This window comes from Ferruginibacter paludis, from assembly GCF_030409685.1.
GTDB classification, from domain to species: Bacteria; Bacteroidota; Bacteroidia; order Chitinophagales; family Chitinophagaceae; genus Ferruginibacter; species Ferruginibacter paludis.
This window is the reverse complement of sequence record NZ_JAUFQJ010000004.1, coordinates 603808-629717: the sequence shown is the minus strand read 5'-3', so window position 1 is coordinate 629717 and position 25910 is coordinate 603808. Positions and strand designations below refer to the sequence as shown.

Sequence of the window (25910 nt, the reverse complement as noted above, 5' to 3'; positions counted from 1 at the left end):
ATACCCCAGCAGCAATAAAGGAACACAGCAAAAGCAGGCCACAACGAATTGAAGGGGCTGCACAAGGAAAGAAATGTATAGGTGAGTGACACAACGATGTTGAACAATGCTTCAGCAGTTCGCTCCAAAAAAAATATTGCATTGAACAAAGGCGGCACAACGGGGAGGCAGCCGGAGTACAAACTATTGCCCGAAAACAAACAAACAATTTTAAACAACAACTATAAAACATACAATTATGTCAGTCAAATTAAAACCAGCCGGAAAATTATTTATTATCGCAGCCATTGTAACTGCCGGAATATTCAGTGTAAAGTGGTACCAGGGCCGCCCCAAAGAGGCAGGCAAATCAGTTGACCTGGGCAAGGTAACACTGCCCGATGTGCCGGAAGCTTCCTTAAGCAGCAACGCAGTATTGTTGCCTTTGCCATCTGCAGACAAAGCGGTAAATGGTGGTACCCAAATTAACTGGGAACGCATGGCCTGGAACAGCCAGTTCAGCGGCATGTATGCCAACGGCGGCGTACGCACTACAAAAAATTCTTTCTTTGATGCTGCCCACCTGGACATCACTTATGTTCGCCAGGATGATTGTAACCGGCAGATGGCAGACCTTGTAAAATTTGCCAGCGATTATAAAAGCAACCCCAATACACCGGGCGTGCTGATTACATTTATGGGTGACGGTATGCCGGCCTTTATGACTTCGCTTGCAAAGGAACTGGAACCATTGGGTGCAGAATATCAACCCGTCATTATACCAGTTGCACACGGTAAATCTTTTGGTGAAGACCAGGTAATGGCACCGGCCAGCTGGAAGCTGGATCCAAAAAATGCTATTGGTAAATGTGTGGCCGGCGTGCTCAGGGATGGCGACATCAACATACTGCTGAAATGGGCTGGTGACAACGGTTTAAAGGTAAACCCCGATGAAACCACTTACGATGGAACTGCCATCAACATCATTGCGGCAAATGATTTCCTGGATGCGCCCAACAAGTACATTACAGGATACAGTGAAAAAAGAAAGGTGGTGGAAAATGGTAAAACAACCGGTCGTGATACAACGGTAGGGGTTGACGGAGTTGCCACCTGGACACCCGGTGATGTCAACATCGCTACCAAAAAAGGCGGACTGGTAACCATTGCCAACACCAGGCAGTATGCAAGCCAGATGCCGAACCAAACCATCGCCATAAAAAAATGGGCCAACGATCACAGAACTGATATTGAGAACATGATCATTGCCCTGGCACAGGCCGGCGACCAGGTGCGCTCTTTTAATGAAGCAAAAGCATTTGCGGCTAAAGTGAGTGCGGAAGTGTACCAGGAAAAAGATGCGGCTTACTGGTTAAAATATTACAACGGCGTGGAAGAAAAAGATTTGCAGGGACAGATGGTTAGCCTCGGTGGTTCTACCGTGTTTAACCTGGCAGATATGGCCAATACATTCGGAATGGGTGACGACAAGGTTGACCGTTACAAAGCGGTGTACAACACGTTCGGTAACCTGATGGTTAAAATGTACCCGTCGCTGATGCCTACTTTTTTACCGTATGAAAAGGCGGTTGACAAAAGCTTTTTGTTAAGCGTGTTATCCAACCACCCCGAGCTGTTGCAGGGTAAGGCCATACAAACCAACTATGCCAGCGAGATCACTTCGGCAGTGTCTTCAAAGAGCTACAGCATAGCTTTTGAAACCGGCTCTGCCAGCATTAAAGCCGTTTCGTACAAATTGCTGGATGAAATTTTTGAATCAGCTGTAGTAGCGGAAGGTTTGAAGATTGGTGTATACGGTCATACAGACAACAACGGCTCAGATGCAGTCAATATACCGCTTTCACAAAAGAGAGCGCAGGCTGTACAGGCTTACCTGTTGAAGAAAGGCCTTAATGCTAACCGCGTAGAAGCCAAAGGCTATGGTGCTGCCAAACCAATTGCAGACAATACTTCCGAAACCGGTAAAAGTAAAAACCGTCGTGTTGAAATTGTGCTGGGTGAGTAATGCAGCATTGCCGGTTCTAAAAAAGAAAGGTGACTAACCAGTCATCTTTCTTTTAAAAAAATGATGAACCGGGCTTTAGAATAACTATTAAACATCGTTGCGTCGCACACTTGTACCATTGTTACAACATCAGCGCCCTCCAACACAAACACTACAAACAAATGGAAGCAATCATTGATAAACCCCTGGAAAAAACAGCGCCTGTTGCTTTTTCTTTTTCCGGGTTCAGACAAATATTTACACCCTTTGGCAAACTCAGCAGGCAGAACGTGGCCATCATGATCGTGCTGCAGGTACTGATTACGTTGCTGGTCTGGCATACCACATCAAATGGTTTAATACCCAAGCCCGGCAATGTTGCCAGTGCCTTTGGCAAATTACTCACTACAAAATTGCTGCTGGATAACATGCTGGTAAGCCTGGTGCTTACACTTAAAGCCATGTTGTATTCCATCCTCATTACGTTGTTTTTTGCCTATGCATCCGTGATACCTTTTTTTAAAAGCATCGCACAGTTTATTGTAAAGTGCAGGTACCTCACCTTAACTGGTTTGATCTTCATTTTTACCCTGCTCACCAAAGACGGCAGTGCGTTAAAATTATCGTTATTGGTCTTTGGTATTGTTCCTTTTTTTACCACATCATTTTTAGCTGTGATACTCAATATTGATAAGCAGGAATATGAGTTGTGTAAAACACTTGGCTATAACAACTGGCAAACATTGTACGAAGTCATCATCGTGGGCAAGGCCGACCAGGTGTTCGAAATCCTGCGGCAAAACTTTGCCATCTCTTGGTTAATGATCACCATGGTGGAAGGATTGAGCATGAGCGAAGGGGGCATCGGTTCATTGTTGATAAAATACAACAAATACAATGACCTCACCAACGTAATCGCGTTACAGCTCGTGATTTTTTTAATCGGCCTCTGCTTCGATTTTTTACTCGGCAGCATGCGCCATTGGTTATTTCCTCACAGTAAATTAAAACAAGCAACATCATGACAACACATATAAAAGATAAAACACTGCTGCAGGCAAATAATGTGAGCCTGCAGTACGACGGCAATATTATTTTAAGAGATATCAATTTTTGTATCAAAGACATTATTCGCCCGGGTATGCAGCAGGGCCAGGTGATTTCGCTCATTGGCAGAAGTGGTATTGGCAAAACACAGTTGTTTAAAATACTGTCTGGTTTGCAGCAACCAACCGGAGGTTCGGTAACCATCCACAACGGGCAAAGGGTACAAGCTGGCGATATGGGGGTGATTTTTCAAAACTATTATTTGTTTGAATGGAGAACTGTGTATCAATCCCTGCTGCTGGCGGCTCAAAAAAACAGCGCCTTAAAACGCAATGAAACGACCATGATTGAACAATACGCAAGGTCGTTTCACCTGGAAGCTGAGCTTAAAAAATACCCGCAGCAATTATCAGGCGGTCAACGTCAGCGGGCAAGCATTATTCAGCAGTTGCTTAAAGGGTCTGACTTTTTATTACTGGATGAACCCTTCTCCGGGCTGGATGTATGCGTGTTGGATAATGTTACAGACTTGTTGCTGCAGGTATCTGTTTCAGATGAACTGAAAACGCTCATCATTGTCTCCCATGATATCACAACATCCGTCGCCATTTCAGATACCGTGCTCATCATGGGCAACGAAGCGGGTAAGTCCGGTGCCACCATAAAAAAAGAAATTGACCTGGTTGAAAGAGACCTGGCCTGGAAAAAAGACATCAAAAAAGAAAAGGCTTTCATCGATACTGTGGAAGAAATAAAAGCTTGTTTGTAGTTGTTGAAAGCTGGCATTCCCTCTTTTGCGAAAGCAGAAGGGGGTTGCCTTTTTTAAGGATGTTATATAAAACAGTATCATAATAGCAAGTGAATTATTCGCCTGCACTGCTGATTCAATTATTTATAAATATCAAATTGCAGCTGAGGTAAACACCATCACTTACTCCCAACTTTCTTAAGTATACTCACCAGCGCCTCCGGCGCAGACCACTGCGGATTGTGATCCGCTTCCAGTTGCAACACCGGCCAGTGCTTTTGCTTTGCCCGTTCGGCTTGCGAAGCAAAATCATCATCCTTTGCTTCCTTTCCTTTTTCTACGGTAAGGATATACGTTGTAGGGATTTTTAATCTCAAGGCATTGGTAAGGGTGATGGTGTCTGACAAAGTTTTGAAAGGATGCGGCACATCTTTGGGTGGTAATTTGCCAGCGGGTACCCAGGATGGAACCACGAAACCATTCACGGTCATTTGTTTTAACCTGTCTGCACGGGGACCCTGTATGCTCAGTACGCTTTCTCCGTTTTCCGGTACCATTGCATCGAGGTAAATCAATTTTTTAATTCTGCCGGGCAGACTGTCTGCCACACCGGTTACTACCATGCCGCCGTAGCTATGCCCAACCAGGATTACATCATGCAAATCTTCAAACAGTATCATGTTCACTACATCTTTGATGTGGGTCATCAAGCCGACATCCGTTGTTGCCAGATGTACTCTTTCTCCCTGCCCGGTTAAAGAGGGCCGGTAAACAATACAGCCTTGTTCCCTGAGTAGTGAATCTACTTTTTTAAATGCCCAGCTGCCGCCCCAGGCGCCATGGACAATGACGTATACGGGTTTGGCAGAGGTCTGTGAAAAGGAAGGTTGATATGCACCCAAAGAAATCAGGAGCAATAATAAAGTAAGGCAATTTTTCATAACAGCGTTTTATTTAAATATAGCCTTGAAGTTAACAACAAAAATTTAAGTTGGCGCTGAAGGATAATTAACAGGTATGGAAAGCGTTGTTCAAATGTGTACAAGAGATTTATGGCAAGCTGATTATGTTGGACGATAAAGCTGTGCCGGCGGCTTTGTTTTTATTAAGATTGATGAATGGCGATGTAAATTAAAATTTCAACTGCATCTTTGGGGATTAAATTTTATATAACCGGCAAACGAATAAACAGCTTTCTTTGCGCAACAAATTTTTTTTAACATGATAACATCTTTCCTGAAAAATAGCCTGGTAACGGCTTTAATGATCATATTATTTGGCGCATCGGCAGCAGCTCAGCAGGTTTACCAGTACAGTGTGGACCTTACCAAACTAACAGATGACAAACTGCAGGTGGAGCTCATTGCCCCTGCCATTACGCAAAAGGAAATTCATTTCTACCTGCCTAAAATTGTTCCGGGTACTTACATGAACAGCAACTATGGCAAGTATGTACAAAACCTCCGTGCATTTAATAAAGCAGGAAAAGCATTGCCGCTTGAAAAATATGGTGATAACGGGTGGACGATTAAAAACGCTGCGCAGATCTATAAAGTCGATTATACAGTAGAAGATACCTGGGACGCTACGATCGATAATAAAGTGTACTCCATGTGCGGCACCAGCTTTGAAGCCGGTAAGAATTTCATCTTAAATACGCCCGGCCTGTTCGGTTATTTTGAAGGAATGAAGCAGCTGGGCTTTAACCTGTCGTTTACCAAACCGGCGGGTTTTTACGCCGCCACAGGTTTGGTACCTACATCAACCAACAGCAGTACGGATGTTTTTACCTGTGCCAATGCAGATCACCTGTACGATTCACCCATCATGTATTCGTTGCCGGATACCGCAACCATTAAGGTAGGCAAAACAGATGTACTGGTTGCCGTTTACTCGCCGCACAAAATGGCCACTGCTAAATTTATTGCGGCGCACATGCAAACCTTATTGCTGGGCGCCAAAGATTATCTGGGCGGAAAGTTGCCGGTTGAAAAATACGCCTTCATTTTTTACTTCAATGGCGAGCAACCCAAGTCGTATGCAACGGGTGCATGGGAGCATTCCTATTCATCTTTTTACAGCCTGAATGAAGAACCTGAAAAGCAGGCTGTGGGTGGCTGGGTAAGTGTTGCAGCGCATGAATTTTTTCACATCGTTACACCGCTTACCATTTGTTCCAAAGAAGTAAGACAGTTCAATTTTAATGAAACAGTGTTGAGTAAACACCTTTGGTTGTACGAAGGAAGCACGGAATATTTTTCGCAGAACATGCAGGCATGGTCAGGCATCATCACGCCGGAAAAGTTTCTGGAGAATATGTCGCAGAAAATTAATTATTCAAGAGAAGCGATGAACGACAGTTTGTCGTTTACAGAACTGAGTAAACAAAGTGCAGGTAAATATGCTGATCAGTATGGCAATGTATACATGAAAGGTGCGCTGATCAATAACTGCATTGATTTATACCTGCTGCAGTTATCCAATGCGCAATATGGTCTCAGACAATTAAAGCATGACTTAGGTGTGCTGTACGGCAAGGATAAATATTTTGAAGATGATTCGCTGTTCAGCGTCATCGTAAAACTAACTTACCCCGAGTTAGGCACTTTCTTTAAAAATCATGTGGAGGGCGGAACTCCCATTCCGTATGAAACTTATTTTGCCATGGCAGGGGTAGACTATATTCCTTCAGAAGATTATAAAGATTTTACGCTGGGTGGAGTAATGCTAAATGATACACCTGACGGCATGATAAAGGTTGGCATAAAAGATTTGAATGAAGTTGGAAGGAAGCTGGGATATAAAGAAGGCGATATATTGATCAGCCTGAATGATTCACTGGTGAATGCCAAAAATCTGGAAACGAGGATCAGCGGCCTGTTCAAAAACGCCAAAGAGGGAGATGTTATGAAAGTAAAAGTGAAGCGGTTGAATGCCCAGGGGCAAGCCGAAGAACAACTGTTGCAGGGGACCATGGCAAAAGTCGAAAAAAAGCGCAAGCATGTGCTTCGCTTTATGAGTAATCCAACTGCCGAACAGTTACGCATACGCAATGTTTGGCTGAACGGACACGCCGCTGCCGGGGCTGCAAATGCCGAACGTTAGTATTCATTTAATTGATCACGAGGAAATGACCGGTATAGGCGAGCCTTATTGATTCAGCATACTGTTTCAATAAGGCTTTTTTATAAATGATGTATGACGGTTGGCGATGATATGCCTATACAGTATGCCTGAAAAGTTGCTGCATTATTTTTAATGTTGTCATGAAAAAGCACGATTAAAATAAAATTTTCCTGTGCGGAATTATTTGATGAGCGTACTATTTTCCATTGAATCTTTCAGGGCCTTCTCTTCTGCCTTAGCCCGTTTTTTAAAGAACCCACGCAGCAAAAAATTATGCTGTAAAGCCTCCATATTTTCATCCAGTTTTTTTGTGCCCGATTGCAGGTTGGCCAGTGTACGCTGAATGTTGGCGGCTGCCGCCGGGTCGTTCAGCAACACGCCTGCGGGGCTTTTATTGCTGTTGAGTTTGGCCGTAGTCGCATTTAAACTTTCAACCACCGCATTGGCACTTTGTGATGCCTGGTTCAATTGTGCGGCCGTTTGTCTTAACGAGGCTACAATGGTAGTATCTGTTGCCAGGTCATTCATAAAATGACCTTTATCATTCAGCTTTTTTGAAAACTCGGCCATGTTTGAAGTGAGCACCTGTGCATTGTTACCAGCCCTGTTTAAAGTGTTCATGGCAGATTGCAGGCTGTTGCCAATCGTTTGGTCATTCAACAATTTCCCTATCGTGCCTTTGCCTTCTGCGAGTGATTTGCTTACTACTTTTAAATCGTTGGTAATCTCCAGCAGGTTTTTATTATTGCCCTGTAAAGTCGCCATCATCTCTTCTGTGCCAAGCGCAGTTTCTACTTGTAGTGTATTGCCCGATACAATCTCCGGCGCAGCGGCAGTACCGCCATACAACACCAAAATTTTATTGCCTATCAAACCATCGGTGCTTAGTTTTACTTTACTATCAGTGCGAATTTTTTGCTGCACATCTTCTTCAATAGAAAAGCTTACCAGCACCCCATTGTCTATAAAACTTACTTTTTTTACCACACCTACTTTTACGCCGGCATACCAAACATTGCTGCCCTTTGCCAACCCGTTTACATCTGCAAAAACAGCATTGACAAGCACCGTTTTTTTGAACGATTTATCTTTACCACCGATAATAAAAACACCAGCCACTAAGATGGCTATGCCTGCGATAACAAATACACCTGTAAGCACCGCGTTTAAACCTTTTTTGTTTGCCATATTCTTTTTTATGTAAAGTTGTATTCGTAAAAACTTTTTATTCTTTCATCATTCGAATCAAATACTTGCTCAAAGGTGCCCTGCTTTTGTACCACGCCATCAAACATCATTACCAACCGGTCGCCGGTTACTTTGGCGCAAACCAGGTCGTGTGTGATGATGATGGAAGAAACACCAAATTCTTTTTTTATACTATTGATGAGGCTGTTTATTTCTATGCTGGAAATTGGATCCAGACCTGCTGTTGGTTCGTCGTATAACATAATTTCCGGCCGCAACACCAACGTTCTGGCAATGCCGATTCTTTTCTTTTGTCCGCCCGAAAGTTCAGCGGGGTATTGATCCCTGCTTTTGATCAGTGATACGGCATCCAGTACTTCATCCACCCGTTTCTTTACCTCTGCTTTGGTAAGGTGTTTAAAATTGCGCATCAATGGAAAAGCGATGTTTTCTTTTACCGTCATGCTGTCATATAACGCACTCATCTGAAAAGAGAAGCCTACTTTTAATCTCAGCGCTTCCAACTCCCTGGCTCTTAAATTTTTTACATCTTCACCCAATACTATTACCGAGCCTTCGTCCTGTGTAAGCAAGCCGCAAATGATTTTTATCAGTACTGATTTGCCCGTACCCGACCTGCCAAGCACTACCACATTTTCGCCCCTGTCTACTTCTAAATTCACACCCCGCAATACATGATTGTCACCAAAAGATTTATAGAGCTCTTTAATATCAATCACTATTTCTTTGCCTGTTGTATCGTTTATTTCCATTGCATATTTTTTGTTACCTGAACCAGCCCACTATCTGCACTATCATCAGTTCTTCAATAAAAATTAGATACATGGCAGTTACCACCGCTGCGTTGGCCGCTTTGCCCACACCTTCGGTGCCACGTGTTGTGGTAAATCCCTTGTAACAGGCTACCATACCAATGGTAAAGCCAAAGACAACCGCCTTAATAACTGAGGCTTTTAAATCCAGGAAATTAATCTTATCAAATGCGTTGGCTATAAAAGTTGCCAGGCTGGTATGTTCGTTGGTTTGTACATTGATGTAGGAACCCAACAAGGCGACAAAGGAGGTGTACAACATCAGCAATGGCATCATAAAAACGCAGGCCGTTACCCTTGTAAAAACCAAATATTTATATGGTTTGGATGCTGACACATCCATCGCTTCAATCTGTTCCGTTACTTTCATGGCACCAAGTTCAGCGCCAATACTGGAGCCTACTTTACCGGCGCAAATTAAGGCAGTCACGAGTGGGGCAAGTGCCCTGAAAACTGCGATGCCAATAAGGGAAGGCAACCAGGAGGTAGCACCAAAATCACTCAGCGAAGGACGCGATTGTTTGGTGAATACAATGCCGATGATAAAGCCGGTAAGGGATATCAACGGAAGCGAATCGCAGCCTACCTTATAACATTGCTTTACAATTTCGCCAAACTCATACGGTGGCCGGAAAAGTTCGATAAAATAATTAAATACAAAACGAAATGTTTTTGAAGCGCTGATGAAGAAGCCGTCTATTCCTTTTGACAGATAATATTTTTCTTTCTTGGTTGTTGCAATTTCCATTATAACCGGTAGATTTCAATATAAGTAAAGCAGCAGTGACTAACAATTGATCAATTTTATAGCGCTGAACATTATAGGCCTGACAATGGCTGTGCCAAATTCAGCAATCAATCTATTGATTGTATATCTAGGGTATAAGAAAAAGAGATACCGTCTTATTATGTAAGACAAAGGCAATCTTTAAGCCTGACAATTTTGGTTGTGTATAAAATATTCCCCAGTTTGTTCGTTGGCAGAACTATGGCTGGATAAACATGATTATAATCATTGGATAAGTTACCGGAAGATATATTCGTAGGCTTCGCATCAAGAGAAAATTCTCAGCCAGTTTTTAATGGTCGCATTTCTTCTCTTTAAGTCTGTCTAAATTTTTGGTTATGGTTATTTTGTCTGAAGGTGACCCAGTTAATTTTAACGCTGTTTCAAAATGCTGCATTGCTTTTAAATTATCAACGCCAGTGTACAAATGCCCCAATAAGGAAAAATAAAAGTGGTTGTCTGTGAGCTGCAATTTCTCAGCTTCAATGATGGCTGCCACTTTTCCGTTGGTTTTAGATAATGCATATGTTCTGTTCAATGCTGCGACAGGCGAGTATTGCAATTGCAGCAACTGGTTATACAACTGTAAAATGCTTTCCCATTTTTCGGGTGTGTTTTCCTTTTTTGTATGCCAGAAGGCAATGCCGGCTTCCAGGTGACATTTTATGCCGGGCTAAATTATTCTTTGAAGGAAGCCCGTGGTAAATGGAATAGAAAAGCGCTTTTTAATTCCATACGACCCTTGGTACGGCCGTATTACCGTATGCGATTTCGTTGTTGGCCATCATGGTACTTAAGTGTGTAACTTATTGGATAACAAGTTAAAGCAGAAATATTTGCCAGCTTAGGTGTCAGGTAAGCAACACAAACATTGTTTTACACCCGTCCAATCAAGGTCTACATTTGCATTCCCTATGACGACAGTAGCAGTGAATATGTAACCCCACCAACTTCTTTCATTGCCGTACCGGCGCTCGTAGGAATAATTAATTGTATAAACCCTAAAAAACAAGAAAATGACAACCAATCAAGTAACGTCTTATGTTCCCGTAGACAATGAATCAATGAAAGCCCTGGTTACTGAAGTGAAAGAAACCATTGCAACAAACGTGGATATGACGGGCAAAACTTCCCTTAAAGTAGTAGATCTCTGGAACATTGCAAGAAACAAAAAATCAGCGAGCAGAACATTCGCTCACAGAAGAAATACCATTCGTTTTATTTAAACAGTAGAAACAGCTTCGAGTTTTTTTTAAGACCTTTTTATAAGGTCTTTTTTTATTGTATGGTTGGGTGTGGACGCTAACTCAAATCAATATTACCAGTTGTGAATTTCAAATTGTATTTAAATTCATAAATCCGCCAACCAACTCCATGTTTTAATAAACTGATATTATAGGTGCCAACAAACTCTCTTGTGTTGCCGTTGGTGGCAGATGCTTTGTAATGTGTGGCGGTTGCATAGGCAAAAACGGTAGCTACCGTGTCGTGTATCTGTACGAGGTAGTTGCCTGCAAGATGATTGATTGCATCAATTCCGGTAAAGCCTTTCTTCCAGGTTTTGCATATTTCTTTGGAAGTAGTTTCAGCTCTTTCGCCACCCATTGATGACATATCAAAAAGCACGTCGTTGGAGAAAATTTCGTCCTGTAATTTCTCCCATTCCTGCATGTCTGTATATACAAACAGTTTGTTGATTACTTCAACGATTTCATCGCGAATTGAAAATGTTACCATAATATGTTTTTATAAGTTTGTGCAACGTATAAGGATTGCCGGTATGTCAGATATTTATCTTGCCAGACCAGAAATTCCATCCGAAGATTGTTAACTATATGAAGTTAATAAACAAAAGGCTAATTTATACATTATGCCTGACCTGTGGCAGGTAGGGAATAGTAATGTAATTAGGGCAGTAAACTATTTCTAAGGCGAGTCGCGGCAGGGTGATGCTGGCTGCAAGTATTTGCGACTCCGTGCAAGGGCTCGCCTGCGAAGTAAATTTAAAAGCATCCTGATGGAGTGAAGTCGGTTCGCTGTATTTTTACAATCCGATAATTGTACTCCAATCAAAAAAGTAAATCAATGAAAAATATTATTTTAATAACCGGGGGAAGTGATGGTATTGGTGCAGCCACCGCTTACCTGGCGGCCCGGAGGGGATCTACGGTATGTATCAACTACAGGCAAAATCATGCTGCAGCAAATAAGATCGTGACCGCTATACGGGAGGAAGGTGGAGAAGCATTTGCTTTCCAGGCAGATGTTTCGGATGAAGCTGCAGTGGAAAATATGTTTCTTGCAATAGACCGGCAAGTTGGACCGTTAACCGCATTGGTAAACAATGCCGGCATCATTGAATCCCAGCAAAAACTGGTTGACATGTCTGCTGCACGGCTGCATAAAATATTTGCCACCAATGTAATCGGCAGTTTTGTATGCGCCAGGGAAGCTATCAAACGCATGGCTGTAAAGGTAAATGGCACGGGCGGTACTATCGTAAATGTTTCTTCTACGGCTGTTAAACACGGAGCTCCTTTTGAATTTATAGATTATGCGGCCACCAAGGGTGCCATTGATACCTTCACATTGGGTTTATCCAAAGAATTGGCAGATGATAAAATACGGGTGAATGCGGTACGCCCTGGAATTATTGATACCGGCATTCATGGTAAGGCGGGAGAGCCGGGCCGGGTAGACCGCATAAAAGCGCAGCTGCCAATGAAGCGGGCAGGGCAACCGGAAGAAGTTGCCAGTACCATTCTTTGGTTATTATCTGACGAAGCTTCGTATATCACCGGCGCATTGCTGGATGTTTCAGGTGGCAGGTAAAAAAATCCTTCAGACGCTGCTGTAATTTTTGTTCTGTAAGCTTTATCGAATCATCGTTTAACACAAACATCATTGATTTATTTAATTATGGCACATCACTTTAATATGTGCTGTAAAGATTATGTACGAAATTATCATTACCAGTGCAACCCTGTACCCCATAGCTGTAAAGGTACAAGAGGGCGATGCAACGATGATCCACAAGGCTTCTTAGGCCGGACCAATATTTTTTTCTTACTATTTCAATGTGGTAGTGCTGATGTTCTGTAAAAGCATTGTAATAACTGGTAGTGGTGGCAGCCAATTTAAACCGAATAACTTAAATTGCCGCTCCGTTAAATTAACCGAAACTCAACTGTTATATGAATGAAATAAAACCTTCGGGCAATAGTGCCAGCCGAATATTGATTGCCAGTCTTGTTGGCACCACGATAGAATTTTTTGATTTTTATATATACGCCACGGCGGCGGTATTGGTGTTTCCAAAACTTTTTTTCCCGGGCAGTGATCCTACAACCAGCACGCTGGAATCGCTGGCCACTTTTGCCCTGGCCTTTTTTGCAAGGCCAATTGGTGCGGCATTGTTTGGCCATTTCGGGGATCGGATTGGTCGTAAAGCTACGCTCGTAGCCGCATTGATGACGATGGGCCCATCAACGGTAGCGATTGGATTGTTGCCAACCTATCAATCCATTGGTATTGCTGCACCTATTTTACTGGCCTTATTTCGCTTCGGGCAAGGCCTGGGGTTAGGTGGCGAATGGGGCGGGGCAGTATTACTGGCAACTGAAAATGCACCGCCCGGTAAAAAGGCCTGGTATGGTATGTTTCCTCAACTGGGTGCTCCCATTGGCTTTTTGCTTTCCAGCGGCACCTTCCTGGTATTGGGTAAAGTATTGACAGATCAGCAATTTTTTGACTTTGGCTGGCGCATACCTTTTATTGCAAGCGCCCTGCTGGTATTTGTGGGGCTCTACGTGCGCCTAAAAATTACAGAAACACCGGAATTTGTGAAAGTGATTGAAAATAATGAAAGGATTAAAATCCCCGTTAAAGAAGTGCTGGTTAAACATACAAGGGTACTTGTGTTGGGAACATTGGTGGCCGTTACCACCTTCCTGCTTTTTTACCTGATGACAGTATTTGCACTCAGCTGGGGAACTTCCGCATTGCACTATGACCGGGCCAGTTTCCTGAGCGCCCAGATGATTGCCATGTTGTTTTTTGCCTTGGCCATACCGCTATCTGCGGTAATAGCCGATCGGTATGGGCGGGGTAATATGCTGATCATCGCCAGTGTTTGCATCATTGTTTTCGGCTTATTCTTTTCGGTGTTGTTCAGTGCCGGAAGCTGGCCATTAATAGTAAGCTTTCTTTCTATCGGGCTTTTTTTGATGGGACTAACCTATGGCCCGATCGGCACTGCGCTGGCGGAGATTTTTCCTCCAACTGTGCGCTATACCGGGGCTTCGCTTGCCTTTACACTGGCAGGTATTTTGGGTGCATCACTGGCACCTTACCTCGGTACCAAGCTGGCAAAAACCTACGGGCTTCCTTATGTTGGTTATTACCTTTCTGTAACGGCGGCGCTTACTTTGGTGGCGTTGTTGTTTGCGAGGAAATCGATGCAGGATACTACCAGTATGGCAGATTGATTTTGTAGTCATCAGCATTTTCACGCTTTGACGGCAGGCTACATTTCATGGCATTTTTGAATTGCTGATGCCTGGTGCATATTTTAGTGTACTATTTTTTATTAAGAAGGAGGAAGCGATGCTGATAGGAAAAGATTCCATTATCTTTTAATAAGCAGGCGCTAAATTAAATTCAACTGTGTAGCTATCCTTACAAGAGAGGCCGTGTTTTTTGCATCTGTTTTGGCAAGTAAATTTTTGCGGTGGGTATCTACCGTTGCAGTGCTGATAAAAAGTTGCTTGGCTATTTCATTATTCGTCATTCCTTCGGCAATTAACAGCAGTACTTCTTTTTCTCTTCGTGTTAATATGGGTTTGCTGCTGTCTGTATGTTGAATAAGAGCCTGGGCTGCCTCATGACTGAAATAGGTTTTGCCTTTTACCACGGTTTCAATGGCTTCCATCAGTTCCTGCTGCGTAGCGTTTTTTAGTACGTATCCGGAAGCGCCGTTGTCCATCATTTTTTGTATAAAACTTTCCTGGTTAAACGTACTCAACCCAATTATAAAAATGCCGGGATATTTTTCTTTTACCTCTTTGCATAAATCTATGCCACTTTTATCAGGCATACTGATGTCCATTAAAATAACATCGGGTTGCTGTTTTTGTAAAAAAGCCATGCAGGAGGCCGCGTTGGATGCATGGCCTGCCCATTCAATGCCTTTTTCATTTTGTAATAAAGAACGGATACCCTCAATTACCATGTAATGATCGTCGGTGATAAAGACTTTTATTGCCATGTTATTTTTTATCGTTGCACGAAATATTTAATTTACTATACAGGTAATTCAATCAGTACAGAAGTGCCATCGCCGGGTGCTGATTGTATATCCACTTTCCCTTTCATAAAATCAATCCTGCTTTCAATATTGCTCCAGCCGATCCCTTTAGCATTTTTTAAGATTGACGGATCAAACCCTTTTCCATTATCTTCCACCGTTACCGATAAGCGTTCGTTGGATTTACTAAGCTGTACAATGGCCTGGGTTGCAGCAGCATGTTTGATAGCGTTATTAATCAGCTCCTGTATTACCCGGTAAATAGTGATGGAGGTCGTCTGATCAATGACTGCCGCTTCAAGACCGATGGACTGGTAGTTTACTTTTAAAGCGCCACTCAGGTTAATGTCATTGCAAAAATCTTTTAATGCCGTATCCAAACCAAATTTAACCAATGCTTCCGGCATCAGGTTGTGCGCCACCCGCCGCATTTCCTTTATGGAGCTGTCCAGCATATCCATGCTTCGTTCAAAAGCCTGCGCATTATCAGGCGTCATAATTAAATTTCCCTTTACCGTATTCATGGAGTATTTTATGCCACTTAGCATACCTCCCAATCCATCATGCAAATCTTTAGCCAGCCTTGTTCTTTCCTGCTCTTCGCCTTTTAGCACCGCCTCCGTGGCGGTTAATTGTTTTTCTGTTTCCAGGTCGTTGATGCGTTGTTGTTGAATGGTTTGCTGGTGCCGGTAGTTACGCACCATCAACATACCTATCGTTAGCAGGGCAAGTGCAGCACCACCCAACAAATAATTGATGGTATTTTTTTGTGCAATGGATGCCTGCTGTATTTTTATCTGGTCATCTTTTTTTTCTGATTGGTAGCGGGCTTCCCGTTCATTAAACTGCCGGGTTCTTTCGCCGTTCATAATACTGTCGTTGGCGGCAATGTAATTTTCAAAAAAGGCATACGCTTCTTTATACTTTCCTTCGGCAAACATCAGTTGCCGCATTACATCATAGTAGTCTCTTTTATCCGTAGGGTTTTCACTTTCTAACAAATATGCCCGGCTTTTGTCCAGGTAACTTTCTGCCACTGAAAATTGTTTTTCTTTTAATGCAATGCGTCCCAGCAACCAGTTGGACGCTGCAACACCATCGGGTATGCGCAGGCCGGTAGCGGTTTCCAGGCTTTTGGTGGCAAATATTTTGGAAGAATCTGTTTTGCCCAATACCAAATAATCCTGGGCAATATTCTGGTAAGCGCCCTGCAAAAAAGTTTTTGGCAAAATACCCTGTTCCATTTGCGGTAAATATTTTTGGCGGGTGCGAAGCGCTTTTTCCGCTTGCCCGTTTTCGAAATAGTTGTCAGCCTTTTGCTGTATATAAAATGCAAAGGCGGCATTGTTTTGCTGTCGTTCAGCAATGGCCAGTGCTTTATCAATATACTCATCTGCCTTTGGCAAATTTTTTAAGGTGTTAAACACAGCACTCATGTTGCAATACACATCAGACTTTCTTTTCTCCACCATTTTTTGTTGTAGCGATTTGTCCTCAAAAATTTTAGGGTCATCATACAAGGCCGCTGTTTTAAGGTAGTAGTCGATACAGCTATCGTACTGGCCTTTCCAGTATTTAATATTGCCCATATTAAAATAGGCGCCCGCCATCAGGTATAAATGGTGATTTATTTTGGCAGAATTCAGCGATGCCTGGTGCAGTTCCATCGCTTTGTCTTTAAAATTAAAATTACTGTACCAAAGGCCAAGCATCCTGTAACTGTTGGTAATGGCATCCCTGTCGCCAAGTGTAATACTTTTAGCCAGCGATTCATCCAGAATTTGTTTTGACAGGGCGCTGTCTTCATCAAAAAGAGTATGTCCCAATTCTCTCAATTGCCTGAGATTGGATGTATCCACCGGCTGTTTCCGGATATTGTTGATAATATTTTGTATGCTGTCTTTATTGTACTGCTGACTGCGTACAACGGCAGGAATTGCTGATAAAAAAAGAAAGAAGGTAAATAGAACACATTTCATTGTTGCAAATAGTTTCTTAAAAAGAAGACATTGGTTTTTATTGAAATTAAAAGAACGTCCTGCGCCGGCATGGTTATCAAATGTAAGGTGATAAGCCTTACAGTAAAGAAACAGTTTATTTTAATACGGGCAGTTAAGTGGCCATTTAAATAGGGGAAACTATACTGGTGAAAGTAGGTTTGGATGTACCAGGCCGAACGGCAGTGCACTATTTTTATGGGATTTGATGATCGGGCGATGAAAATTAAACAGCCAGTTCAATCATTACCGAAGTGCCATTGCCCGGTTCGGATTGCACATCCAGCTTACCTTTCATAAAATCAACCCGGCTTTGAATATTGCTCCAGCCAATGCCTTTGGTGCCTTTTAAAATGGTGGTATCAAATCCTTTTCCGTCATCTTCTACGGTAACTGATAGCATGTCATTGCTTTTGCTTAATTGTACAATGGCCTGTGTTGCGGCGGCGTGCTTAATGGTATTGTTAATCAGTTCCTGTATAATGCGGTAAACGGTAATGGCGGTTGTTTGGTCAATAAATTCATGCTCAAGCCCGATGGATTGAAAGGACACTTTTAAAGCCCCTGTTTGATTGATGCTGTTGCAAAAATCCTTCAACGCTGTATCCAGGCCAAATTTTACCAGCGCTTCGGGCATCAGGTTGTGGGCCACCCTGCGCATTTCTTTTATAGAACTATCCAGCATATCCATGCTGCGTTCAAAAGCCTGTGCATTATCAGGCGTCATAATTAAGTTTCCTTTCATAGTGTTCATTGAAAATTTTATGCCACTCAGCATGCCGCCTAAACCATCGTGCAGGTCTTTGGCCAGTCTTGTTCTTTCCTGCTCTTCGCCTTTTAGTACAGCTTCTGTAGCGGTGAGTTGTTGTTGCGTTTCCAGTTCAGCAATGCGTTGCTGTTGTAATTTTTGCTTTTGCCTGTAGGTGTGGTAACTGAGTAAAGAAATCACCAGCAGGGCCGCGGCGCTTCCAATCAATAAATAGTTAAGCGTATTCTTTTTTTGAATTTGTGCCTGTTGCAGTTTTATCTGGTTGTCTTTTTTTTCGGTTTCATATTTTATGCGGAGGTTGGCTTCTTTTTGTTGCATCGATTCTGTGAAGGCTTTTGCCTGCGCATCCTCCCGCTCGTAGTAATATTGAAAACCTTTTTTATAATCCTGCATGGCAAACGCAATAGCCGAAAGCATTTGCAGGGTGGTGGCTTTTCCTTCCAGCAAGTTTTGGGCTTGTGCAAAACCCAGGGCTTCTTCAGCCAACGTTTTTGCCTTGTCGTATTCTTTTCGGGTTAAATAATAAACTGCCAATGATAATTTTGCCCCCAGCAAGGTGCCGTCATCCTGCAATTCGGTGGCCAGCGCTGTGCTTCTATCGCCATATATTTTTAATTTTTCAAAGTCATTTTCTCTTATCGCGATATCACTCAGGTTATTCAGTGTCATCGCCTCAATTGATTTATTGTTGTTCGCTTTGGCTACGGTCAACGCTTCGTTAAATAATTTTTTTGCTTCTACGGTTTTGCGTTGATCTGCATAGGACAATCCTAGGTTGGTGAGCGCATTCGCCAGTTGTGCCTGGTCATTTACCTGCCGTGCGAGGGCCACCGCCTTTTCGCCATACATAATGGACAGGTCATATTTGCCCAGGGTCAAGTACAACGCTTGCAACCCATCATTGATGGTACTTTCAATATTGGTGTATCCTTTGCCCTCCAAAATTTTTGCACCTGCTAAAATATATTGAACGGCGCTATCCAGCTCCGACATAAACCGGTACGTACTACCGATATTAAACAATGATACACCGATATTAAAAGAGTCTTTATCAGCACGCGCCATATCCAGCGCCAGTTTATTAAAATAGATTACCGAATCGAATTTTGACTGGTAGGAAAGTACGTATGAAAGCAACCGGTAAGATTTCAGTATGCCTTTTTTATAGCTTATTTTTTTGCTCAGTTCACTTCCAAGCGAAATATAGTACCTGGCAGAATCCGGTGTAGCATTTTCATATTGTTCGGCTACAGCAAAATAAAGATTGGCCTTTGTTGTATCAGTTTTAGTGGTTGCCAATAAATGCAGTAAGCTATCTTTCGCAGAATGCTGCTGGGCAAAATGCACAACAGGCATCATAAAAAATACGGCTGATAAAATAGTTTTTTGCATCATACTATTGATGGGAGTTATGCAAATAAACTAATAGTAACACGCAATTTAACTCCCCTTTTTACAGGATTTTGTATTGCTACGAAAAAAGTATGCTATACACTTAATTCAATCAAAACAGAAGTACCTCTTCCCGGCTGCGAATGAATATCCAGTTTTCCCTTTAAAAAGTCAACCCGGTTTTGAATATTGCTCCAGCCAATTCCTTTTGCCTGGTTTAAAATCGCTGCATCAAACCCTTTACCATCGTCTTCAACAGTTACAGATAATTCTCCGGTTGATTTGGTGACCTGTACAATAGCGGTTGAAGCAGCCGCATGCTTCAATGTATTGTTGACAAGCTCCTGTACAATGCGGTAAATAGTAATGGCAGTAGTTTGATCAATAGGGACATTGTTTAAACCGATGGATTGGTAATTAAGCTGCAACGCTCCGCTTTGGTTGATATCGCTGCAGAAATCTTTTAAAGCTGCATCCAGGCCAAATTTTACCAACGTTTCGGGCATCATGTTATGGGCTACGCGGCGCATTTCTTGTATAGAACTATCCAGCATATCCAGGCTGCGTTCAAAGGCTTTGTTAGTTTCGGGCGTCATTACTAAATTTCCCTTCATACTATTAAAGGAATATTTTATACCACTCAACATGCCACCAAGCCCATCATGCAGGTCTTTGGCCAGTCTTGTTCGTTCCTGCTCTTCGCCCTTTAATACCGCTTCTGTGGCGGTTAGTTGTTGCTGTGTTTCAAGTTCTGCAATACGCTGTTGTTGAAGTTTTTGTTTTTGCCGGTAATTGCGATAAGCGAGCAGTGACAGCATCAACAAGGTAATGGCAAAACCTACTGCAATATAGTTCAAGGTGTTTTTTTGGTGAATGACCAGCGCCTGTATTTTTCTGCCGGCTTCAAGTTGCACGACTTCTTTTTCCTTTCTTTCATAATTATACCTCGCCTGCGTAAATTCAATTTGCCTGATATTGTCTGCCTGGTACAATGATTCCCTGATATTGTCTGCTGAGTCCTTATACGCAAAGGCTTTATCGGTATTGCCCAATTGCCTGAAAACTGCTGCATAATTTTCGAAGTACATTTGTTTTGCATTCGAGTTGGTAGCAAAATCAATATATTTTGCTGATGAATCCAGGTGAGCAGCCGCTTGCTTTATTCTTTTTAGTTCAAGTTCACCAGCTGCAATATTGATAAACATATTACCAATGGCTCCAATGAAATTATTTTCCCTTGCCAGTGCAAGGCAATGGGTATACAGCTCAATGCCTTTTTGATACGCTGCGCCATTAAAAGCGCACCTGGCTTTATTAAATTCACAGTCAAAGTAAGTAGATTTATTGTTGAGTTCAAGTGCCAATGCCTGGGCAGAATCCAGCAATAACAAGGCTTTCGCTTCTTCTCTTTTTGCATTGATTAAATTGTTTGCATACGCGTACAAGGAATTTAGCAGGTATTGCTTATCCTTACTTTTTCTTGCAAAATCCAACCCTTTACGACTGTACCCGATACTTTCATCATACTTATTAAGAAAGCCGAAAGTGAGGGCAATATTGCTGTATAGTATGGCAAGGTTACTATGGGCAGGATTTTCTTTCAGGTAAATAGCTTCTGACTTTAGATAATAGTCAATGGCAGTTGTATAATCATTGTTATTGCTATGAAACATACCCATATTAATATAGGCTGCACCTAAGGATATTTTTGCCCTTGAATTATCAGGGTATTGTAAAAATATGTTGATGGCTTTTTCATAATTACTGGCAGCAGTGAATGGAGCGGTGAACAATTGAATGGACGCAGATATAAAGTAAGACTGCGCAAGAAAAAATTCATTATTTTTTGCAGCAGCCAATAATTCGATTTGTTTTTCACATTGCCAGGCCTCCGTAGTATCATTTTGTTTTACCTTATTTGCCAGGAGTACCAGCAACCTTACTTTGTTGGTATCATTTTTTTCAGTTTTTATCAGGTTGCAAATGCTGTCAAACTCATTTTTCTGGGCAATTCCTAAAAAAGGAATAAGGCCAAATAACAGTGAAATAATGGATCTCATAAAATGGACACGCGTTTTAAGTAGCACAAATAAACTAAACACCTGATTTAAATCACGATTTTTTGTCAGCGATTTTGTCGAAGCGCAAAAAATCCTGTTTTTACATGATGTGTGCATCTATGATCCTGTACCATATTTACATCATAAAAATTTAAACGATGAAAATCTTTATTACAGTACTAATGCTAACGTTAGCGGCTTTTCAAACACAGGCGCAATTTTTAAAAAAGTTGAAGCAAAAAGCAGAGCAGGCGGTCAATAAAACAATCAATCAACCAACCGAAAACAAACCGAGCGGACCTACCGAAACCAGTTCCACGACTGCATCTGCAGGTAATGAAAAATCCACCGAAGCCAAAACAACCAGTGGTACACCCGATTTAAAAGTGTACAGCAAATTTGATTTTGTGCCCGGTAAAAAAATTGTGTACTTCGATAATTTTGCGCAGGACAATATTGGCGAAACACCCAATGGTTGGGTAACCAGCAGCATGGCCGAACTGGTGAAACTGGATGGGCTGGAAGGCAACTGGTTAAAAATGAATGCCCGGGGTTCAGTACAGTTAAGCCGTAACAAAGTACAAAGCTGGGGTAACAATTTTACCGTGGAGTTTGATTTGTTGCTGGTAGACAATGGTCAGTCGCATGACTACTGGATGATGTTACTGAATACCGGTGGAAATATTGTGAGCGATGAAAAAAATTTGAACCTGAATGGTGCTCACTGTATTTCATTCTGGAACAAAACAGATAATGGCGGTAAAAACTGTCGTACTGGTTTGTACAGGGATGAAAATACAAGTTCATCGGGTACAAAATTATCAGAGGCATTTTCCGATAATCTGCCTTATACCAATACAGTACCGGTGCATATCAGCATGTGTGTGCAGGGTAAGCGTTTCCGCATGTGGTGGAACACCAGGAAACTGTATGATATGAATGCAGTGGATGAAGCTTTTTTGCCAAACCAACTGGCATTTGCTTTTCATGTAAATGATCCGTCAGACTATTACCTCAGCAATATCCGCGTGGCAAAAGAAGTACCTGATACAAGGGCTGAATTTGCGCAGGGAAAATTAATCAGCAACCTGTTATTTTATACCGGCACAGCCAATATGAAACCTGAAAGCATGGGTGCTTTACTGGATGTAAGTAAAGTTATAAAAGACGCTACCAGCCCGGTGAAAATAATAGGACATACTGATAGTGATGGCGACGATGCATCTAACCTGAAATTATCGCAACAACGTGCCGAAACAGTAAAAGACATTCTGACAAAAGAATACGGCATTGATGAAAGTAAATTAACTACGGAAGGCCGCGGCGAAACACAACCCATTGCCGGAAACAATTCTGCCGAAGGCAAAGCCCAGAACAGGCGGATAGAATTTATTTTTAATGCAGCAGCTGACAAATATGAAAAGCCCGCAGGGGTAGTATCCACTTCGGGTAACGCAGCAAAAGAACCGGCCAAAACTCCGGCTGCGAAAAGTACCGGCAGTACTGCCGCAGGAATAAATGGTCTTCACTTACAAAGTAAGGTACTCAGCGTCAATTTACCTTATACACAGATCATGAAGGAAGATAACGGTTATGCCCTGGTGGCGAGTAAAGAAGAAGGCAACAGTAAGGAGAATTTTTTAAAAATTCATTTTAAACCAGTAGGCGAAAACCTGAAAACGGATAGCTATTTTTTTGATGAAGTCAATAAGAAAAAGCCCATGTATGGCACCAAAAAATATCCTGCCATTACAAATACAGAAGCCGTGCTGTATTATGGTAGTGCTCAAAAACCATACATCAAAGCATTCTCACCTTATATCGCCGAGGGGCATATGTCGAAGTTTGTAGATGCTGCATTAGCAAGACATCTGCCTGCTCCGTCAGAAAATTGCAAGCTGGTAATTGAAAAAATTGCGGATGGGAAAGCCAGCGGTTATTTTGTAATGGGCAATGCCATTGAAGGATTAAAGCCTGTTAAAATTGGTGACGCAGAACAGGAAACTTTCACCAATGGTTTTGCCGGGGAAATGAAAGGCACGTTTACGGATATCCCGGTGTATTGATGGAGGTTTTGTTCGGGAGTGCTTGCTTTTATATACAACGACCTGTATTGTCGTAGAATAATTTAATCAATCATTGTTATGAAAAAATATTTGCTGCTTAGTGGCATTCTGTTATTGGTATTTGAGGTTTCATTTGCACAACCACGGCCAAAGGCTAAATCCACAAAAAGTCAGCCCGGGCAACCGGATATGAACAAGCTGATGGATGACGCCATGAAAGATATGAGCCCGGAAGAAAAAGCGCAAATGAAAAAGATGATGGGAGGCATCATGCCAACGCTAATGGATCAAAACGCCAAAACAGCGGACTATACCGATTTTAGCAGCAACAAACAATTGCTGCCCAAACGGGATGTAACAAAAGCTGCTGTTCTGCCAAAGAAAAAACTATCATCAACAGAAATTGCTCCCTATGCCGGCAACCTTTATAGTAAACTAATTGCTAAAGGCGATGCTGCTGAAATTGCGATCATCAGGTCTGTCATTGCAAAAGCAAGTACATCTGCACAACTGGAAAATGCAGCAGTATTGTGCATGTTACAGGGGCACCCGCAGGCAGCAATGGCCCTCGCAGCAAAATCTGTACAGGCCGATGCACGCAACCTGAATGCGCAGAACAACCTGGCAGCGTTGCTTACGCAATATGGTTATCCGGAACAGGCGATCCCTGTTTTGAATAAGTTAGCGGATGACATGCCTTCCAACACCACTGTGTTAAACAATATGGCTTATGCCTGGCTGGGGTTAGGCGAAACAGACAGTGCACGCATTTACTCCGGTATGGCGATACGCATCAATCCCGCTAATACAGAAGCAATGCTTTGTGGTGGCCTGATGGAAGAACTTTTTGGCGACCCTATCAAAGCCAATGATGCCTATGTTGAATCGTTGAAATCGAATCTCAATCCTTTTACTGAAAAGTTACTCAACAACAATAACGGCCAGGATAAAATAGAAAAAATTGATTTTGATAAAATCAAAAAGGCCATCACCATTTATGAATATTTCCCCAAAGACTGGATTAAAATTCCTGATTTTTCAGACAATGTAAACGGCTATGAGAATGATAGCCGCATCATTAATAGTTATGGGGAAATGCTTGAAACGCTGGATGGTAAAATAAAGGCGATGGCGGATGCTGCAGGCCGTGAAATGGATAAACTCACGGAAAAGGGGGAAGATGCATTTGTGAAGACTATGGGGGAAGAAACGATCAAGGGTTTGAACATGATGAGCAAGTCGGCCGTGATTGTGGAAAAAATATTATTTTATTACATGAAGCAATGGAGCGAAGAAAAACAACAACAAGCTGAAGCATTGCAAAAGGACATTGAAGAACAACGAAAAATCCGGGACAAATCGAACAATGATGATAAATGTCCTGATTTCGACCGGAAGAACAATGAATTTCTGCAATATGCCAATCCTCGCGTCAGAGCGTTTCATGCACAGCGCATAGAAGAATTCCGGATGTGGCTGAACGCTTTTTGTACCTGGTCATGTTATGTAGCGGGCAATCCCAAAAATGCAGTGCTATCGGAGTGTATTGGCTGGGCCGGCGCATTGAAAGGTTTTTACAGTGATGCACTCAGTGCGCAGCAAGCCATCGCCAAAAGTTGTGTTTCGCAAAACAGCGACGGTAAAATGGATGTGCCAATGCCAGAGGTGCCCAACTTTTATTGCCCGGCAGTGGTAAGCATTCCTACCGGTAACGAATGGCAGCAATTGTCCAATTCGGTAAAAAACTTTGATAACAATAGCCTGGATGTAAAAAAGAATCCTGCGGTAAAAGTGCCTAATGCATCCATTGCTTATGGTGCAGGCAATAACTCCATTGCAGAGCCTGGTAATAGCTTCACCGCAAAGACTGCCGATGGAACTATGACGCCATCGGCTGCGGATGTTGATAAAGCGGTTGACAATGGTTTACTGGGTGCGCTTAAAAGAATCAATGCTAAAAATGGCAATACACCAGTACCAACTGACGCCGCCGTTAATAGAGCCATCGATAACAGGCTGACGGATATGTTGAAGAAAATCAATAACCGCCCTAAACCGTCTGATGGGCTGGATGAACTTACGCCGCTGCCCAATCTAAAAGATATGATCAGCAATGACCTGTTGAAAAAAATGATGCATTCCAGTTGTGATAATGTGCAATCATCTAAAGATATTTTTAAGAAGGAGATGGAAAGGATGATGAAAAAAGTAAAAGAGCTGGATGCATATGAACAGGTGATTGAACAAATCAAGGCCCTGGAACAAAAAATTGCCGGACAGGAAGCATTTAAAAAATCGCTTGATAAAATGATGGAAGAAGTTAACAAAATGGATGACTATTCAGAAATGAAAGAGCGGGAAAACAATATTGAAAAAATTATGAAGGAAATGGACCAGATGGATGAAAAGCGTTTGTTTAAACAGGATATGGATAAAATTATGCAGCTGGTGGATGAAATGGAAAATACGCCTGCAGTATTAAAAGATATACAGGAAAATGGGCTTCGCCCTTCATTAAGTTCTGGTCTGCAGGCACCGGCCGCACCTGTAGCAGGCAAAAATATTTTCAATTGATAATTCAGGCGTTTTGATAATTTTAAAACCGGCA

The 25910-nt window shown here is 42.3% G+C and carries 19 protein-coding genes; 9 read left to right on the top strand and 10 right to left on the bottom strand.

Annotation, left to right across the window (positions count from 1 at the left end):
* Positions 1-238: 238 nt before the first annotated feature.
* From QWZ08_RS08280 to QWZ08_RS08270, 3 genes are all read left to right on the top strand, one after another.
* Positions 239-2005, top strand: coding sequence for an OmpA family protein (locus tag QWZ08_RS08280; RefSeq protein WP_290336889.1), 1767 nt, complete (start codon positions 239-241; stop codon positions 2003-2005).
* Positions 2006-2166: 161 nt separating this feature from the next.
* Positions 2167-3009 carry an ABC transporter permease gene (locus QWZ08_RS08275; RefSeq protein ID WP_290336888.1) on the top strand — a complete coding sequence of 281 codons (843 nt, stop codon included), beginning with the start codon at positions 2167-2169 and terminating at the stop codon, positions 3007-3009.
* Positions 3006-3800, top strand: a complete 795-nt coding sequence (locus QWZ08_RS08270; protein ID WP_290336886.1) for an ATP-binding cassette domain-containing protein — start codon at positions 3006-3008, stop codon at positions 3798-3800. The genes QWZ08_RS08275 and QWZ08_RS08270 overlap by 4 nt, the downstream gene beginning before the upstream one ends.
* Before the next feature lie 158 nt (positions 3801-3958).
* Here the strand turns inward: QWZ08_RS08270 and QWZ08_RS08265 are convergent, their stop codons facing one another.
* Entirely contained in the window at positions 3959-4720 is a 762-nt protein-coding gene (locus QWZ08_RS08265) for an alpha/beta fold hydrolase (protein ID WP_290336885.1), read from the bottom strand.
* Between the two features lie 280 nt (positions 4721-5000).
* Between QWZ08_RS08265 and QWZ08_RS08260 the strand changes: the two genes are divergently transcribed.
* Positions 5001-6884 (top strand): M61 family metallopeptidase, encoded by a 1884-nt coding sequence (locus QWZ08_RS08260; protein WP_290336884.1) that lies wholly within the window; start codon positions 5001-5003, stop codon positions 6882-6884.
* Between the two features lie 201 nt (positions 6885-7085).
* Here the strand turns inward: QWZ08_RS08260 and QWZ08_RS08255 are convergent, their stop codons facing one another.
* The 4 genes from QWZ08_RS08255 to QWZ08_RS08240 form a co-directional block, all read right to left on the bottom strand.
* Positions 7086-8093, bottom strand: a complete 1008-nt coding sequence (locus QWZ08_RS08255) for an MlaD family protein (protein ID WP_290336883.1) — start codon at positions 8091-8093, stop codon at positions 7086-7088.
* 8 nt (positions 8094-8101) lie between these two features.
* Positions 8102-8866, bottom strand: a complete 765-nt coding sequence (locus QWZ08_RS08250) for an ABC transporter ATP-binding protein (RefSeq protein WP_290336882.1) — start codon at positions 8864-8866, stop codon at positions 8102-8104.
* Positions 8867-8879: 13 nt separating this feature from the next.
* The gene (locus tag QWZ08_RS08245; RefSeq protein ID WP_290336879.1) at positions 8880-9674 is read right to left on the bottom strand and encodes an MlaE family ABC transporter permease; all 795 of its coding nucleotides are present in this window, start codon (positions 9672-9674) and stop codon (positions 8880-8882) included.
* A gap of 331 nt (positions 9675-10005) precedes the next feature.
* Positions 10006-10296 (bottom strand): RNA polymerase sigma factor, encoded by a 291-nt coding sequence (locus tag QWZ08_RS08240; protein WP_290336878.1) that lies wholly within the window; start codon positions 10294-10296, stop codon positions 10006-10008.
* Positions 10297-10729: 433 nt separating this feature from the next.
* Between QWZ08_RS08240 and QWZ08_RS08235 the strand changes: the two genes are divergently transcribed.
* Complete coding sequence (locus QWZ08_RS08235) at positions 10730-10939, top strand: hypothetical protein (protein ID WP_290336876.1); 210 nt, start codon at positions 10730-10732, stop codon at positions 10937-10939.
* 76 nt (positions 10940-11015) lie between these two features.
* Here QWZ08_RS08235 and QWZ08_RS08230 read toward each other — a convergent pair whose 3' ends face one another.
* The gene (locus tag QWZ08_RS08230; protein WP_290336874.1) at positions 11016-11450 is read right to left on the bottom strand and encodes a nuclear transport factor 2 family protein; all 435 of its coding nucleotides are present in this window, start codon (positions 11448-11450) and stop codon (positions 11016-11018) included.
* Positions 11451-11798: 348 nt separating this feature from the next.
* On the opposite strand from QWZ08_RS08230, the gene QWZ08_RS08225 reads away from it, so the two are divergent.
* Together QWZ08_RS08225 and QWZ08_RS08220 are read left to right on the top strand one after the other, a co-directional pair.
* Positions 11799-12545, top strand: a complete 747-nt coding sequence (locus QWZ08_RS08225; RefSeq protein WP_290336872.1) for an SDR family oxidoreductase — start codon at positions 11799-11801, stop codon at positions 12543-12545.
* 362 nt (positions 12546-12907) lie between these two features.
* On the top strand, positions 12908-14200 hold the full coding sequence (locus QWZ08_RS08220) for an MFS transporter (protein WP_290336871.1): 1293 nt from the start codon (positions 12908-12910) through the stop codon (positions 14198-14200).
* A 161-nt stretch (positions 14201-14361) separates the two neighbouring features.
* Here the strand turns inward: QWZ08_RS08220 and QWZ08_RS08215 are convergent, their stop codons facing one another.
* The 4 genes from QWZ08_RS08215 to QWZ08_RS08200 form a co-directional block, all read right to left on the bottom strand.
* Complete coding sequence (locus QWZ08_RS08215) at positions 14362-14979, bottom strand: response regulator (RefSeq protein WP_290336870.1); 618 nt, start codon at positions 14977-14979, stop codon at positions 14362-14364.
* Between the two features lie 35 nt (positions 14980-15014).
* Positions 15015-16997, bottom strand: coding sequence for a tetratricopeptide repeat-containing sensor histidine kinase (locus QWZ08_RS08210; RefSeq protein ID WP_290336869.1), 1983 nt, complete (start codon positions 16995-16997; stop codon positions 15015-15017).
* A 244-nt stretch (positions 16998-17241) separates the two neighbouring features.
* Positions 17242-19179, bottom strand: a complete 1938-nt coding sequence (locus tag QWZ08_RS08205; protein ID WP_290336868.1) for a tetratricopeptide repeat-containing sensor histidine kinase — start codon at positions 19177-19179, stop codon at positions 17242-17244.
* A 92-nt stretch (positions 19180-19271) separates the two neighbouring features.
* Positions 19272-21236, bottom strand: coding sequence for a tetratricopeptide repeat-containing sensor histidine kinase (locus QWZ08_RS08200; protein ID WP_290336865.1), 1965 nt, complete (start codon positions 21234-21236; stop codon positions 19272-19274).
* Between the two features lie 158 nt (positions 21237-21394).
* On the opposite strand from QWZ08_RS08200, the gene QWZ08_RS08195 reads away from it, so the two are divergent.
* Entirely contained in the window at positions 21395-23302 is a 1908-nt protein-coding gene (locus QWZ08_RS08195) for an OmpA family protein (RefSeq protein WP_290336863.1), read from the top strand.
* A 78-nt stretch (positions 23303-23380) separates the two neighbouring features.
* Positions 23381-25876: a tetratricopeptide repeat protein gene (locus tag QWZ08_RS08190; RefSeq protein ID WP_290336861.1), complete on the top strand. Its 2496-nt coding sequence runs from the start codon at positions 23381-23383 to the stop codon at positions 25874-25876.
* The last annotated feature ends 34 nt before the right edge of the window (positions 25877-25910 follow it).

Coding starts and splice junctions, on each gene's coding strand:
- QWZ08_RS08280 (WP_290336889.1), top strand. CDS start 239: ATGTCAGTCAAATTAAAACCAGCCGGAAAATTATTTATTATCGCAGCC.
- QWZ08_RS08275 (WP_290336888.1), top strand. CDS start 2,167: ATGGAAGCAATCATTGATAAACCCCTGGAAAAAACAGCGCCTGTTGCT.
- QWZ08_RS08270 (WP_290336886.1), top strand. CDS start 3,006: ATGACAACACATATAAAAGATAAAACACTGCTGCAGGCAAATAATGTG.
- QWZ08_RS08265 (WP_290336885.1), bottom strand. CDS start 4,720: ATGAAAAATTGCCTTACTTTATTATTGCTCCTGATTTCTTTGGGTGCA.
- QWZ08_RS08260 (WP_290336884.1), top strand. CDS start 5,001: ATGATAACATCTTTCCTGAAAAATAGCCTGGTAACGGCTTTAATGATC.
- QWZ08_RS08255 (WP_290336883.1), bottom strand. CDS start 8,093: ATGGCAAACAAAAAAGGTTTAAACGCGGTGCTTACAGGTGTATTTGTT.
- QWZ08_RS08250 (WP_290336882.1), bottom strand. CDS start 8,866: ATGGAAATAAACGATACAACAGGCAAAGAAATAGTGATTGATATTAAA.
- QWZ08_RS08245 (WP_290336879.1), bottom strand. CDS start 9,674: ATGGAAATTGCAACAACCAAGAAAGAAAAATATTATCTGTCAAAAGGA.
- QWZ08_RS08235 (WP_290336876.1), top strand. CDS start 10,730: ATGACAACCAATCAAGTAACGTCTTATGTTCCCGTAGACAATGAATCA.
- QWZ08_RS08230 (WP_290336874.1), bottom strand. CDS start 11,450: ATGGTAACATTTTCAATTCGCGATGAAATCGTTGAAGTAATCAACAAA.
- QWZ08_RS08225 (WP_290336872.1), top strand. CDS start 11,799: ATGAAAAATATTATTTTAATAACCGGGGGAAGTGATGGTATTGGTGCA.
- QWZ08_RS08220 (WP_290336871.1), top strand. CDS start 12,908: ATGAATGAAATAAAACCTTCGGGCAATAGTGCCAGCCGAATATTGATT.
- QWZ08_RS08215 (WP_290336870.1), bottom strand. CDS start 14,979: ATGGCAATAAAAGTCTTTATCACCGACGATCATTACATGGTAATTGAG.
- QWZ08_RS08210 (WP_290336869.1), bottom strand. CDS start 16,997: ATGAAATGTGTTCTATTTACCTTCTTTCTTTTTTTATCAGCAATTCCT.
- QWZ08_RS08205 (WP_290336868.1), bottom strand. CDS start 19,179: ATGATGCAAAAAACTATTTTATCAGCCGTATTTTTTATGATGCCTGTT.
- QWZ08_RS08200 (WP_290336865.1), bottom strand. CDS start 21,236: ATGAGATCCATTATTTCACTGTTATTTGGCCTTATTCCTTTTTTAGGA.
- QWZ08_RS08195 (WP_290336863.1), top strand. CDS start 21,395: ATGAAAATCTTTATTACAGTACTAATGCTAACGTTAGCGGCTTTTCAA.
- QWZ08_RS08190 (WP_290336861.1), top strand. CDS start 23,381: ATGAAAAAATATTTGCTGCTTAGTGGCATTCTGTTATTGGTATTTGAG.